The organism is Microbacterium aoyamense (genome assembly GCF_023155855.1).
In the GTDB taxonomy this organism is placed as follows: domain Bacteria; phylum Actinomycetota; class Actinomycetes; order Actinomycetales; family Microbacteriaceae; genus Microbacterium; species Microbacterium aoyamense.
The window spans coordinates 953,993-967,124 of sequence record NZ_JAKNUT010000001.1; the positions used below are offsets into that span (position 1 = coordinate 953,993).

At 67.5% G+C, this 13,132-nt stretch carries 15 protein-coding genes and 1 tRNA gene; 15 read left to right on the forward strand and 1 reads right to left on the reverse strand.

The features are described from left to right. The first annotated feature begins 22 nt into the window (after positions 1 to 22). The 3 genes from MA876_RS04955 to MA876_RS04965 all read left to right on the forward strand — a co-directional run bounded on the left by MA876_RS04955 (position 23) and on the right by MA876_RS04965 (position 1,375). Positions 23 to 352, forward strand: a complete 330-nt coding sequence (locus MA876_RS04955) for a hypothetical protein (RefSeq protein WP_248146593.1) — start codon at positions 23 to 25, stop codon at positions 350 to 352. Further along, a complete protein-coding gene (locus MA876_RS04960) occupies positions 349 to 1,266 on the forward strand; it encodes a hypothetical protein (protein WP_248146595.1) in 918 nt (305 codons plus the stop codon). The genes MA876_RS04955 and MA876_RS04960 overlap by 4 nt, the downstream gene beginning before the upstream one ends. A gap of 35 nt (positions 1,267 to 1,301) precedes the next feature. Then, positions 1,302 to 1,375 (forward strand) — tRNA-Gly (locus MA876_RS04965). Positions 1,376 to 1,462: 87 nt separating this feature from the next. Here the strand turns inward: MA876_RS04965 and MA876_RS04970 are convergent. Next, positions 1,463 to 1,633, reverse strand: coding sequence for a hypothetical protein (locus MA876_RS04970; RefSeq protein ID WP_248146597.1), 171 nt, complete (start codon positions 1,631 to 1,633; stop codon positions 1,463 to 1,465). A gap of 279 nt (positions 1,634 to 1,912) precedes the next feature. On the opposite strand from MA876_RS04970, the gene MA876_RS04975 reads away from it, so the two are divergent. The 12 genes from MA876_RS04975 to MA876_RS05030 all read left to right on the forward strand — a co-directional run bounded on the left by MA876_RS04975 (position 1,913) and on the right by MA876_RS05030 (position 13,109). After that, positions 1,913 to 2,710 (forward strand): IclR family transcriptional regulator, encoded by a 798-nt coding sequence (locus MA876_RS04975; protein ID WP_248146598.1) that lies wholly within the window; start codon positions 1,913 to 1,915, stop codon positions 2,708 to 2,710. Positions 2,711 to 2,931: 221 nt separating this feature from the next. Further along, on the forward strand, positions 2,932 to 3,486 hold the full coding sequence (locus tag MA876_RS04980; RefSeq protein ID WP_248146599.1) for an amino acid synthesis family protein: 555 nt from the start codon (positions 2,932 to 2,934) through the stop codon (positions 3,484 to 3,486). Next, a complete protein-coding gene (locus tag MA876_RS04985) occupies positions 3,486 to 4,838 on the forward strand; it encodes an aminotransferase class III-fold pyridoxal phosphate-dependent enzyme (protein ID WP_248146600.1) in 1,353 nt (450 codons plus the stop codon). The genes MA876_RS04980 and MA876_RS04985 overlap by 1 nt, the downstream gene beginning before the upstream one ends. Continuing rightward, entirely contained in the window at positions 4,835 to 6,304 is a 1,470-nt protein-coding gene (locus tag MA876_RS04990) for an aldehyde dehydrogenase (RefSeq protein WP_248146601.1), read from the forward strand. The genes MA876_RS04985 and MA876_RS04990 overlap by 4 nt, the downstream gene beginning before the upstream one ends. A 5-nt stretch (positions 6,305 to 6,309) precedes the next feature. Beyond that, positions 6,310 to 7,563, forward strand: a complete 1,254-nt coding sequence (locus tag MA876_RS04995; protein WP_248146602.1) for an allantoate amidohydrolase — start codon at positions 6,310 to 6,312, stop codon at positions 7,561 to 7,563. A 29-nt stretch (positions 7,564 to 7,592) separates the two neighbouring features. Continuing rightward, the gene (locus tag MA876_RS05000; protein ID WP_248146603.1) at positions 7,593 to 8,111 is read left to right on the forward strand and encodes a thiamine pyrophosphate-binding protein; all 519 of its coding nucleotides are present in this window, start codon (positions 7,593 to 7,595) and stop codon (positions 8,109 to 8,111) included. Positions 8,112 to 8,116: 5 nt separating this feature from the next. Then, positions 8,117 to 8,716 carry a thiamine pyrophosphate-dependent enzyme gene (locus MA876_RS05005; RefSeq protein ID WP_248146605.1) on the forward strand — a complete coding sequence of 200 codons (600 nt, stop codon included), beginning with the start codon at positions 8,117 to 8,119 and terminating at the stop codon, positions 8,714 to 8,716. Between the two features lie 150 nt (positions 8,717 to 8,866). Next, complete coding sequence (locus tag MA876_RS05010; protein ID WP_248146607.1) at positions 8,867 to 10,168, forward strand: extracellular solute-binding protein; 1,302 nt, start codon at positions 8,867 to 8,869, stop codon at positions 10,166 to 10,168. Between the two features lie 47 nt (positions 10,169 to 10,215). Continuing rightward, the gene (locus MA876_RS05015) at positions 10,216 to 11,169 is read left to right on the forward strand and encodes a carbohydrate ABC transporter permease (protein WP_248146609.1); all 954 of its coding nucleotides are present in this window, start codon (positions 10,216 to 10,218) and stop codon (positions 11,167 to 11,169) included. Position 11,170: 1 nt separating this feature from the next. Then, on the forward strand, positions 11,171 to 12,103 hold the full coding sequence (locus MA876_RS05020) for a carbohydrate ABC transporter permease (RefSeq protein ID WP_248146611.1): 933 nt from the start codon (positions 11,171 to 11,173) through the stop codon (positions 12,101 to 12,103). Positions 12,104 to 12,108: 5 nt separating this feature from the next. Beyond that, on the forward strand, positions 12,109 to 12,600 hold the full coding sequence (locus tag MA876_RS05025; RefSeq protein ID WP_248146613.1) for a VOC family protein: 492 nt from the start codon (positions 12,109 to 12,111) through the stop codon (positions 12,598 to 12,600). Then, positions 12,597 to 13,109: a VOC family protein gene (locus tag MA876_RS05030; protein ID WP_248146615.1), complete on the forward strand. Its 513-nt coding sequence runs from the start codon at positions 12,597 to 12,599 to the stop codon at positions 13,107 to 13,109. Before MA876_RS05025 ends, MA876_RS05030 begins: the two co-directional genes overlap by 4 nt. Positions 13,110 to 13,132 lie beyond the last annotated feature (23 nt).

Sequence of the window (13,132 nt, forward strand, 5' to 3'; positions counted from 1 at the left end):
CCTTCCCCCGAGGACGCAGACCATGGCCGATTCGACGATCGACGCGATCTCGCCCCCGACGTCCGCGTGGTTCGGAGGCATCTCGCGCACGATCCGCAGGGTGAAACCCACATGGCTCGCCGTGGTCGCGGTGCTCGGGTTCCTGGCGCTGTGCGTCGTCGCGGCGGACGCCGGCGCCGACGAGCTGCGCGCAGCCCGGTCTCAGCAGGTCGAGCGTGTCGTCGCGCTCGACAGCGCGCTGCGCACGCAGCAGTATCTCGACGCGCGCGCCGCCATCCAGATCGAAGACCTTCACGCGCAGGCAGCCGCGCAGCTCGACGCCCTGGCTTCGTCGGCGGGCTTCCTGAAGTGAGCCCTCGGGCGCGACGGGGGTGGGGCATCCTCGTCGCCTGCGCGTGTGTTCTGGCCGGAGGCATCCTCGCCGAGCGGTCGGAACTCCTCACCGAACTCGCGGCCGCGCAGCACGAGGTCGAGCGTCTCGACGGGCTGCTGGCGAGCGCCGAGCGCACGGGAGCCGACCTCGGCGATGATCTCGCGCTGGTGCGCGGTGAGACGGCGGTCTACTCCGTGCTGCTCGATCGCCGCGAAGACTTCGTGAGTGCGGTCGCCGAGGCGAGCAGGGCGTTCGCCTCGGCGGAGGGAAAAGTGGATGTCTCGTCCGCACGCGCGAACGTGCTCGACGCGCAGGAGACCGTGCTCGACGAGCGAGAGGATGCCGCGACCGTCGCTGCAGCGAAGACCCAGGTCGACGAGATCACGGCCTCTGTCACGCAAGCCGTCGCCGCGTACGATGCCGAGCAGGCGCGCCTCGCCGCCGCGGCGGCAGCCGCACCCTCGGCCGGCGGGGGAGTCGTGCGTGCGAACGCACCGCTGCCGAGTGGTGCCTACGAGCGGGTGCGCGCGGCTCTCGACCGCGTGGGCGGAGGAGGAGTTCCGCTGCAGCAGTTCGACGGTGCGTGCGGCGGAGGAAGCGCCGCCGCATGCGCATCGTCGTCGGGGGTGATCTTCTTCACGGCAGGGCTCGCCGCCTGGTCGGACGCTCGGCTGCACTGGGCGATGGCGCATGAACTCGCGCACATCTTCCAGTTCCGCGTGTGGGGCCCGCTGCAGGCCTCGGGCTCCTACGCTGCGCTGTACGGCGGCAACATCGAGCTGCTTGCGAACTGCATGGCGGCTCACCGCGGGTACCCGAGCGGCTCCGTGTCGTGCTCGGGGGCGCAGATCGACTTCGGCGCTGCGATCTGGAGCGGGTACGTCCCGGGCTGACGCGCTTGTTATGCTTGCGGTGCGTCCGTTCGCACGGGGATGTAGTTCAATGGCAGAACTTCAGCTTCCCAAGCTGATAGCGCGGGTTCGATTCCCGTCATCCCCTCCAGAGGTCCGAGGTGTCGCCGCAGGCGGCGCGTCGGGCCTTTCGTGCGCGTTGCCGTAGGAACGGATCGCGTGTGCGGCGATCCCGGATCTAGGCGTCGTCGACGGCGTACGTCGGCCATCCGTAGGACATCGGCGAGATCCACGTGCGCCAGGCGCGGCCGCTGCGGGCATCGCCGGAGTCGTCGCGGTCGCGCGAGCGCGATGTCGGAGCGCGGTGCGCCGGGCGGGGGAAGTGTTGCGCGGTACCGGAGTCGTCCATGGTTCTCCTGGTCGGGACCGCCCTGAGCGGCCGGATCATACGACGCTTGTCGGGCGCGTGATCGAGGATGGGTGGTGCGCGGTAGGGAGCAAGCTACGGGGTGATCGTTTCGAACGCATGCCCGCGTGTTGCGCGTCTGTGACATCGCTCGCGGCTGCGCGGCTGTTCACCTGTACTCTCGGGTGATTGATAAGCTGGACCATTGAGTGGACCGCCTCGGGCGCCACGATTCACGCAGGCGAGTCGAACGCGTGACCGGTCCGTCGGATGGGATGTGCTGTGAGCGAGCTGGGCCTGGTCAGCAAGACCGTCGCGGTACTGAGGGTCGTCGCGGCGCATCCGGAGGGGATCGGGCTCTCCGAGGTCGCTCGCACGTCCGGGCTCGCGAAGGCGACATGTCACCGCGTCTTGGCGGTGCTGCAGGGCGAGGGCTGGCTCGACCTCGACCCGGAGACCCGCCGCTTCCGCACCTCACTGACCCTGTCCCTTCTCTTCCACCGCGATCTCAGCGGCGGCGCCATGGTCGACTTCGCCCGCTCGATCCTCCGCGATCTCGCCTCGACCGTCCGCGAGACGGTCGGACTCGACCGGTTGGACGGCGCCACCGTCGTCGTGATGGCAGAGGTGGCCGGTCCGCATGTGATCGGCCACGCGGTACGACCCGTTCCCCGCCTTCAGGATCCGTGGCGGACCTCCACGGGCAAGGTGTTGCTCGCCTGGCGCGACGCAGACGTCGTGCGTCCAGCGTTCGAGTCCGCCGCGGTGCGGAACCAGGCGGGACGATACGCGACCTGGCGCGACTTCGTGGACGAGCTCGAAAGAGTCCGTGAGCAAGGCTATTCGACGGCGTACGACGATCTCGAGACGGGCCTGGCCGCTGTTGCGGCGCCGATTTGGGTCGACGGACGTGTCGAGTACGCCGTCTGGGTCGGCGGGCCGACCTACCGAATCACTCCGGAGGCCTTCGGTGGTCTGGCCGAGACGGTGATCGAAGTCGCGACCCACTTGGGCGATGTGCTCACTCGAGCCCGCCGAGCCGGCGGCTCTTTCGACCTCAGTGGCGTCGGACAGGCCTGACACCGCTCTTCCCCGACATCCACGATCTGAACGGTCCGGCTCGCATCGGCGCGCCGGACCGTCGTGTTCCCTTGTCGCTCGGGGGCGGACCCGACGGATTCTCTACGTTTCGAACTCGTTAATCCTCGATCCGCAGGTTGACCTCCTGGACACCACATGGTCATACTGACTCTTGTCAGTGAACCAACGGTTCAGTCACAGAACCACCAGTGGGAGTCGTCGTGCAGTTGTCCGTCCGAAAGCGCATCAGCCACCGTGAGGTCGTCTCGTCCGAGAACGGACGGCCGGTGGACGGTCTTGTGATCGCCTGGTTCGCGGTCGTCATCGAGAACCCCTTTCCCGCGGAGTACGTCGCCGACCTCGTCACCCTCGCCGATGCCGTCGGCGAAGAGCTGGGCGACCTCGTCGGCCCGCCGTGCGTTGAGCTGCTCGGGGCCGAGGTCGAAGCGTTCGGCAAGGCGGCCCTCGTCGGGATCGACGGTGAGGTCGAGCATGGCTCCGCTCTGATCCACAACCTCCGCTTCGGAAATCGCTTCCGTGCCGCGGCGGGCGGTGACACGCTGCTCCCGGCGGCTGAGAAGGTCGGACTCCCGGGACAGTCGATCGATGTGCCGATCAAGCACAAGCTCGACGCCACGACGCGATCGCATCACCAGACCGTCACACTCATGATCCCCGACGCTCCGCGCCCGCGTGAGATCGTCGTCGCTGCCGTCGCCGCATCCGGTGGACGACCGCTGGCGCGGCTGGCCACCTTCGGAGCGGAGGTCGCGTGATGACGGCGGAGTGGACAACGGAGCGACTGCTCGAGTCGGATCGACGTCACGTCATCCGCTCCTGGTCGGTGCAGGGCATCCGCGCCAAGGTCGCGGTCGCGGGCGGTGAGGGCTCGTGGTTCTGGGACACCGAGGGGAATCGCTACCTCGACTTCCAGTCTCAGCTCGTCAATCTCAATCTCGGCCACCAGCACCCGCGCATGATCCAGGCGATCAGTCGCCAGGCAGAGCAGCTCTCGTACATCGGCCCGAGCTTCGCCGAGCGCTCGCGGACGGAACTCGCCGAGATGATCGCCGACGTCGCCCCGGGCGACCTCTCGATGAGCTTCTTCACGACGGGCGGAGCCGAGGCGAACGAGTCCGCCATCCGTCTCGCGCGCCACATGACCGGGCGACAGAAGATCGTGGCCCGCTACCGCTCCTATCACGGCGCCACCGCGGGAGCCCTGAGCGCCACCGGCGACCCGCGGCACAACGCGGGGGAGCCGGGTGTGCCGGGCGTCGTGCGGATGTTCGATCCCTACACGTACCGGACCCCGAGCGGACAGCCACCGGAGTCCTGTCCCGTCTGTCTGGGAGCTCCGCACTTCGAGGAGATCCTCGGCTACGAGGATCCATCAACCGTCGCGGCGGTGATCCTCGAGCCCATCACCGGGACCAACGGCATCCTCGTCCCGCCGGACGGGTACCTGCGATCGATCCGCGAGACGTGCGACAAGTACGGGATCATGCTCATCGCCGACGAGGTCATGTCGGGCTACGGCCGCACGGGCGAGTGGTTCGCCGTGGATCACTGGGACGTGGTGCCCGACATCCTCACCAGCGCGAAGGGCCTCAACTCGGGTTACGTGCCGCTTGGTGCCATGACCGTCGGCGATCGTGCTCGGGACTGGCTCAACCGCAACAAGCTCTGGGCGGGCCAGACTTACGCGGGGCACCCGCTCGCGTGCGCGTCTGCGGTCGAGTCGCTCAAGATCATCGAAGAGGAGCGCATCCTCGACAATGTGCGGGAGCAGGGCGCCCGCCTCGACGCGGGACTTCGCCTGCTCGCGGAGCGGTATCCGATGATCGGAGACGTCCGCGGCCGCGGCCTCTTCTACGGCGTCGAATTCGTGCGCGACCGCGAGACGCGGGAACCTCTCGTCCCGTTCAACGGACCGGCCGGCCCGATGAGCCGCATGGTCGAGGACGCGTGGCAGCGCGGGCTTTACCTGAGTTCGAACAACAACATCCTCCGGCTCACCCCGCCGCTCGTGGTCCAGCCCGAAGAGATCGACATCGCCCTCGGCGTGCTCGACGAGGTCATCGGGCTCGCCCAGGCTCGCTTCGACGACGGGAAGGACCAGTCGTGACAACCCCACGCTTCGGACACGTGATCGACGGCGTCCCGCAGATCGACGATGCCGCCGACTACTTCCCGTCGTACGACCCGCTCACCGGGACGCCCTGGGCAGAGGTGCGTCGTGGTACTCCGCAGGATGTGGATGCCGCGGTCTTCGCCGCGGAGGCGGCGTTCGCTACCTGGCGCCTGACCGGCCCATCCGAGCGCGCGGAACTGTTGTGGGCACTGAGCGAGAAGCTGCATGAGCACACCGAGGAGATCGCGCAGCTCGAAGCCCGCGACATCGGCAAGGTCATCCGCGAGATGCGCGGACAGATCGTGGCGCTGCGCCGCTACTACAAGTACTACTCGAGCCTCGCGCAGCATCTCGACGGTCGACTGATCGTGCACGACGACCCTGCGATCGTGAACTACACACGTCGCGACCCCTATGGCGTCATCGCCATCATTCCCGCGTTCAACAGCCCCGTCGCGCTCACCAGCTGGGCGTTGGGGCCCGCCCTGGCGGCCGGCAACACGGTGGTGATCAAGCCTCCCGAGGTGGCATCGGCATCCCTGGTGCGCTTCGCGGAGCTCTTCCACGAGGCGGGATTCCCGCGGGGAGTCGTCAACGTCGTCACAGGGTTGGGGGCCGAGGCGGGCGACGCGCTCGTCGCCCATCGCGGCGTACGCAAGGTCTTCTTCACCGGCGGAGTGGAATCGGGTCGCACCGTAGCCGCACGTGCCGGCAGCGAGCTCAAGCCCACGGTGCTCGAGCTCGGTGGCAAGTCGGCCAACATCGTGTTCGACTCGCCGGACCTCGATTCGGTTGTGAACGGGGTGGTCTCGGGAATCTTCGCGGCCACCGGTCAGACGTGCATCGCCGGCTCGCGCCTGCTCGTGCAGGAAGACATCGCCGACGAGCTGGTGGATCGCCTCGCCGAGCGGGCGGGTCGCATCGTGCTCGGCGACCCGCAGCTGGACGAGACGGAGATGGGACCACTCAGTCAGACGAAGATCCTCGACGGCGTGGAGCAGCGCGTCGCGAAGGCGATCGACGACGGCGTGGAGGTCCGTGCCGGAGGCAAGCGCCCCGACCGCCCTGGCTGGTTCTATGAGCCGACCGTGCTCGACCGCGTCACCAACGACATGGAGGTCGCGCGCACCGAGCTGTTCGGCCCCGTTCTCTCGGTCATCCGCTTCGAGGAGGAGGCGGAGGCGGTCGCGATCGCGAACGACAGCGACTTCGGACTCGCGGCCGGCGTTTGGACCCGCGATCTGGGCAAGGCGCATCGTGTCGCCGCGGCGCTCGATGCCGGCACGGTGTGGGTAAACATGTACCGCGCGGTGTCGTATCGCAGTCCGTTCGGCGGGCGGCGCGACAGCGGATACGGCCGCGAGAACGGCCTCGAGGGCCTCGCCGAGGTGACCCAGGCCAAGAGCGTCTGGATCGAGACTTCCGGCCACGCCACCTCCGACCCCTTCGCGATGCGGTGACGGCGATGACGACTCCTCCCATCGACACGACCGTGATCGAGCAGCGGTTCCTCGCCATCTGGAGCGAACTCGACGGCATCGGCCGCGAGCCCGACCCCGGCTCAGGCTTCGCGCGCTTCTCGTGGACCGAGGCCGATTTCGCGATGCGCGCGTGGTTCGTGCGCGAGGCGGAGGCGCTCGGGCTCGCGGTGCAGCGTGATCGCAACGGCAACCTCTGGGCGTGGTGGGATCTGCCCTCGGCGGATCGCAGCGATGCCGTCGTCACGGGAAGCCACCTCGACAGCGTCCCCGGTGGAGGCGCCTTCGACGGTCCGCTCGGCGTCGTATCCGGACTCCTGGCCGTGGCGGAGCTGAAGCGTCGCGGTGTCACCCCGACGCGAGCGATCGCGGTCGTGGACTTCACCGACGAAGAGGGCGCGCGCTTCGGCATCCCGTGCATGGGAAGCCGTCTGCTCACGGGTGAGCTCGACCCCGAGCTGATCCGCTCGCGCACCGACGGTGCCGGCATCACGCTCGCCGAGGCCTTCGCGGCCGCGGGAGTCGAGCCCGACGAGATCGGTGCGGATGCCGAGCTGCTCGCCTCCGTCGGGGCGTACGTCGAGCTGCACGTCGAACAGGGACGCGCGCTCGGTCCGCTCGGCGAGCCTCTGGGCCTCGCGACGGGGATCTGGCCGCATGGCCGCTGGCGCATCGACCTCGTGGGAGAGCCGAATCACGCCGGGACGACGCTCTTCGAGGATCGCCGGGACCCCATGCTCGTCGCGGCCGACCTCATCCACGCGGCCCGACGCGTCGCGACGGAGGACGGTGGCAGGGCGACCGTGGCGAAGATGATCGTCATCCCCAACGTCACGAACGGCGTGCCGAGTTCCGTCACGGCGTGGCTGGACGCCCGCGCGGCGACCGACGAGCACGTGAGTGCGCTCGTCAGCCGCGTCCTCGAGGTCGTCGACGCGTCGGCAGCGGAGCACCGCATCGACGTCGCGGTCACCAACGAGAGCTTCACCTCCGTCGTGAGCTTCGACGCCGATCTCACAGCGCGCCTGGACGCCCTGCTCGGCGGGGTGCCCATCATCCCCACCGCAGCCGGCCACGACGCCGGGTCGCTGTCGGCGCACGTGCCGACGGCCATGGTCTTCGTCCGCAACGAGACGGGCGCAAGTCACACCCCGCTGGAGACCGCCGAGACGTCGGACTGCGTGCGGGGAGTCGAGGCGCTCGCCCGAATCCTCGAGGATCTCGCGGGGTCCCGGGGATGAGCGTCGGCCAAAGCGAGAGAGAGGCAGTGATGACGGAAGAGACATGGCAGGAGTCGATCGTGCGACTCATGAAGGAGCGGGGGGTCGCACAGGTGGCGTACGTGCCGGACGCGGGCCACTCGCACGCGATCCGCGCAGTAGAGGCCGACCCGGAGATCGAAGCCGTCGTGCTCACCACCGAGGAGGAGGGTGTCGCACTCGTGTGCGGTGCGCACCTCGGCGGCGATCGGGCGGTGCTTCTCATGCAGTCCAGCGGTGTCGGCAATTGCGTGAACATGTTCTCGCTGCTCACGGCTTGCCAGTTCCCATTCCTGACCCTCGTCACGATGCGCGGCGAGTACGCGGAGTTCCACCCCTGGCAGGTCCCGATGGGCCGCGCGGTGCCAGAAGCCTTCGAAATGATGGGCGTGAAGGTGATGCGCGCGGACAAGGCCGAGGACGTCGCCCCCACCATCGCGGCGGCGATGACGACGGCCTTCGATGCGAACGACCGCGTCGCCGTCCTCCTCGGTCAGAAACTCATCGGCGCGAAGAACTGGAACGAGTGAGCGACATGACGACGGATACTGCCGTAGAGGACCGCCTGGACCGCCGCGAGTTCGTCGCAGAACTGCTGCGCCGGACGCCGGATGCGCTTGTCGTGACTGGACTCGGGTCGCCCGCATACGACGTGAACGCCGCGGGATACCGCGCGGAGAACTTCTTCCTCCTCGGCGCGATGGGCGGTGCGGTGCCCTGCGCGCTGGGACTCGCCATCGCCCAGCCGGAGCGGTCGGTCGTGGTGGTCACCGGCGATGGAGAGCACCTCATGAACGTCGGCGCGCTCGCCGTCGTCGGGGTCAAGAAGCCCAAGAACCTCACGATCGTCGTTCTCGACAACGGATTCTTCGCCGAGACGGGCATGCAGCCCAGCCACTCCGGCCTCGGCACGGACCTGGCCGCCATCGCACGGGGGTTCGGGCTCGGCGACGCGACGGTCGTAGAAACGATGGATGCCGTCGACGAGGTGGCGCGCAAGATCGCCGCCCGCGACGGTGCCGCCTACTTCCACGTGCTCATCTCCACCGCCCACCAGAAGCGATCGCTGCCCTCCCGGGACGGTGTGACGAACAAGGTGCGATTCCGGGCCGCGCTCGGATTGGAGACCTACTGACCGGCATCCCGCAGGACACCACAGGCTTGGCTGCTCCACCCGTGTCGCCGACAGCGCGACGGACAGCCGACATCGACTGGGCAGGAGCCCCTGCGCAGTCATCCACGAGATCAGCGCTATCACGCTGAAACCAAGAGAGGGAAGTTCCACATGAACAAGAGCCGTAAGCTGCTCGCTCTCGCAGCGAGCACCGTCACCGCGGGCGTCCTGCTCGCAGGGTGCAGCGCTGGAGGGGGCGACGACGCGAGTGGGGAAGTCACACTCGACGTCTTCCGCTGCACCGGGTGCATGCCGTTCGACTGGCAGATCGAGGAATTCGAAGCAGCGAACCCCACGATCACGATCCAGGTCCAGGAGGTCCCGTTCGGCGAGTTCTACGACCGCACGGCGGTTCTGGCCACGTCGGCCAACCCGCCGGACGTGTACGTCGCCGACCAGCCCACCATCCCCAATCTCGCGACGGACGGCGTGATCGCTCCGCTCACTGATGACCTGGATGCGGAGTACGTCGATGACATGACCGACGGCGCCAAGGCGGGCCTCACGTGGGACGGCGAGCTCTACTCGCCCGGTCCCGCCGACGGCACGTTCGCGCTCTACTACAACAAGGCCAAGCTCGACGCCGCGGGGATCGCGTACCCCTCGACGTCGCTGGACGAGGCGTGGACGTGGGACGAGGCGCTCGCGGCGATGGTCACCTGCCAGGAGTCGAATGCCGACACCTATGGTCTCGCTCCCACGCAGTTCGGTGACGGCGCCCCGGGTCCGGAGTACCTGACGGGCATGTTCCTGCGCTCTCCGGGCGACCCGACGGCCGCCGAAGGCAGCTCCGAGTACAACACCTACTACGCCGTGTCGGCAGACGGCACGTCGGTCGAGGGCTACCTCAACACCGACGAGGCGATCGCCGGCGCTCAGCTCTACCAGGACATCTTCCAGGAGTACAAGGTGAGCCCGACCACGGGTGTGCCCAACTCGTTCCTCGACGGCGGGTCGTGCTTCGAGGTGTCCACGAGCACGAACATCGCGACGCTGACCAACGCGGAGGTGGACTTCGAGTGGGGCGTGACCCCGTTCCCGTACATCAACACGCCGATCACGCCGAACGGCAGCCTCGCTCTCGCGCTGGGTGCGAAGACCGACAGCCGCGAAGAGGCCGTCGCGTTCATCACGTTCATCGCCACGCCCGAGATGCAGCAGAAGGCGCTCGAGGAGACCGGGTACCTCCCCGTGCTCAAGAGCCTCTACGCGAGTGAAGAGCTCCTGCAGACGCCTGAGGCGAAGGTGTTCACGGATGAGCTCACCGAGTGGGCACAGCCGCGACCGCTGACCGCCGGCTACCTGTCGTACAACTCGATCGTCACCGCCGCGATGCGCGACATCGCGCTCGGCGCCGACCCGGCGGATCGTTTGAACGACGCCGTCGACGAGCTCGAGCCGCTGCTCCAGTAAGCGCCACCCGTCCGAAACCGACCGAGACCACGGATTGCCGAGCCATCATGACCACGACTGCGACTGCTGAAACCGCTACACCGAGCATCAGCGAGCAGAAGGCGCGGCACCGACCGTCCATCCCTCGCTTCTTCCGAAGCGAGGGATGGACGGGGCTACTCTTCCTCACCCCGTTCGCGATCCTTCTGATCGTCTTCCAATACCTGGCTTTCGCGCTGATGGTGCGCAACAGCCTCTTCGACTACAGCCTGCTCAACCCTGCGAACGAGGAGTTCATCGGGCTGGGGAACTTCGTCCGGCTGCTCGGGGACTCCCGAGCACACCAGTCGATCCTCGTCACTCTGCTGTTCGCCGCGGGACTGGTCATCCTGCAGATCCCCTGCGGACTCGCCCTCGCGATGCTCCTCAATCGCAAGCGGCGCGGAGTGTCGCTCATCCGTGCGGTCGTGTTCCTTCCGGTCGTCGTGTCGATGGTCGTCGTCAGCACGATGTGGCTGTTCATCTATTCGCCCGAGAACGGGTTGGCCAACAGCTTCCTCGAGGCCATCGGCATCCCGGCGCAACCCTTCATCACGTCGGCCAGCCAAGCTCTCCCGTCGCTGATCTTCATGTCCCTCTGGCAGCAGGTGGGGTTCAGCATGATCCTCTTCCTCGCCGGTCTGCAGTCCATCCCGACCGAACTCGAAGAGGCAGCGGTGATGGACGGCGCGAACGCGTGGCAGCGGTTCTGGCACATCATCCTGCCGCTGCTCAATCGCACGCTCGTCATGGTCGTCGTGGTCAGCACGACCTTCGCGCTCCAGGCCTTCGCGCAGGCGCAGGTGATGACGAGCGGGGGCCCCGAAGGGTCGACGAACTTCCTGCTCTACAACATCTACACCTTCGGGTTCACTCATCAGCAGCCCGGCTACGCATCGGCGATGTCGATCGTCCTGATCGTGATCGTGCTCATCGTCAGTGCCGTCCAGATGCGCGCACTGCGGAACCGGCTGGAGGACTGACATGGGCAGTGGAATCGTCACCTACACGGGCACCACACGCCGCCGTCTGCCGTCGACGGTCAAGCCGTTCTACAAGGCCGTCGGATTCTGGATCACCGCGAGCCTTCTGCTGGTCCTGTTCCTCGCGCCCTTCCTGTGGATCGTCGCGTCGAGCTTCAAGGGGCAGTTCAACATCTTCGCGGACTCCAGCCCGCTGTCCTGGCGCACGTTCTTCCCCGTGGACGGCACGTGGGAGAACTACATCCTGGCGTTCTCCACGGAGTGCACGGGGGCCGTCACGACCTCGTCGTGCGGCAACAATGTGGGTGTCGCTCTCATGAACTCGGCGATCGTCGCGATCTGCCAAGTCGTGTTGACCATCGTTCTGGCCGTGCCGGCCGCGTACGCGCTGACACGTCTGCGCTTCCGCGGGCAGAATCTGATCTTCGGACTCGTGCTGGTCACCTTCATGATCCCCGGTGAGGCGATCACGCTGCCGCTGTTCCAGATCGCGCAGTTCCTGGGCCTCCAGGACACCTACGCGGGCGTCTTTCTGCCGTGGGTGGCCAGCCCGTTCGCACTCTTTCTGCTGCGTCAGGCCTTCTACGAGATCCCCCGCGAGCTCGATGAAGCGGCGCGGATGGACGGCGCAGGGCACTTCCGGATCATGGTGCAGATGATCGTGCCGAACGTGAAGCCGGCACTCGCGAGCGTCGCCCTGATGACCTTCATGTTCGCGTGGAACTCCTACATGTGGCCGCTCGTGATCATCAGCTCACCCGACAAGGTCATGGTCCAGGTCGCGACGGCTCTCAACGCCATCCCGGGTGCCCTGCCCAGCTGGGGGCCGACCTTCGCCGGCGCCGTGGTCGCCAGCATCCCGGTCATCGTCCTCTTCCTCTTCCTGCAGCGCTACTTCGTCCGTGGCGTCGTCATGAGCGGCCTGAAGGGATGACCGGCATGGAGTCGATCCGCCACGTGGGAATCCTGGTTCGCGATCTCGAGGATGCCGTCGAGCGGTGGTCACGTCTGACGGGGTGGCGGTTCAAAGAGATCTCCCGCTACGAACCGGACAGCTACGTCTGCGATGCGGCACCCACCCCGCACCCGCACAGCCAGCGCATCGCCATGAGCATCGACGGCACTCCGCAGATCGAACTGCTCGAACTCAACCCGGACGAGCCGACGCACGGCGAGGCCGAACTCGGGCTCCACCACATCGCGTTCCTGCACGTCGACGACGTCGACGAGACGATGCGTGGGTTCGACGAGCGCGGGATCGCGCACGATGGCGTCGCGTACGACGCGGACGGCGCTGCACTGCTCTTCTTCCTCGCAGGAGACGCCGTCGACGGCGTCCGCGTCGAGTACGCCCGCAAGGGCAGCCACCCCGTGTACGTCGAGCGCGACTCGCCGACGTACCGCCGAGAGAACGGACTGGACCAGCCATGACCGGCGAACTCATCGACCACATCGGCATCCTCGTCCCCGACTTGGAGGCCGCCATCGAGAAGTGGTCGCGCGTACTGGGATACGAGTTCAGCCCGATCGGCCGCTACCGCTCCGACACGTACGTCGACAACAGCGACCGTGAGCCGCACTTCCACGACACGCGGATCGCCTTCAGCAAGCAGGGTCCGCCCTACATCGAGCTGATGAGCGTGACCGGCGAAGGGACGCACTCCCTCGCCGAAGCGGGGGTGCACCACATCGCCTTCAAGGGGATCGACCACGTCCCGACGAGGCTCGCGGAGTGCGCCGCCTTCGGCGTGCGCGAGGACGGCCTGTCGCTCGTGCCCGACGGGAGCGTCCACCTCGCCTTCACCGACAAACGCGACATGGACGGCATCCGTCTCGAGTTCATCGCACCGTTCGCACGCGCGCTGATCGCCGACGACGGCGGCCCGCTGTGGGTCGACCCCGCCACGGGTCGCACGAGCCTCTGGTGTCCCCCGAAGTGATGTGCGGCGATGGACGAACAGCC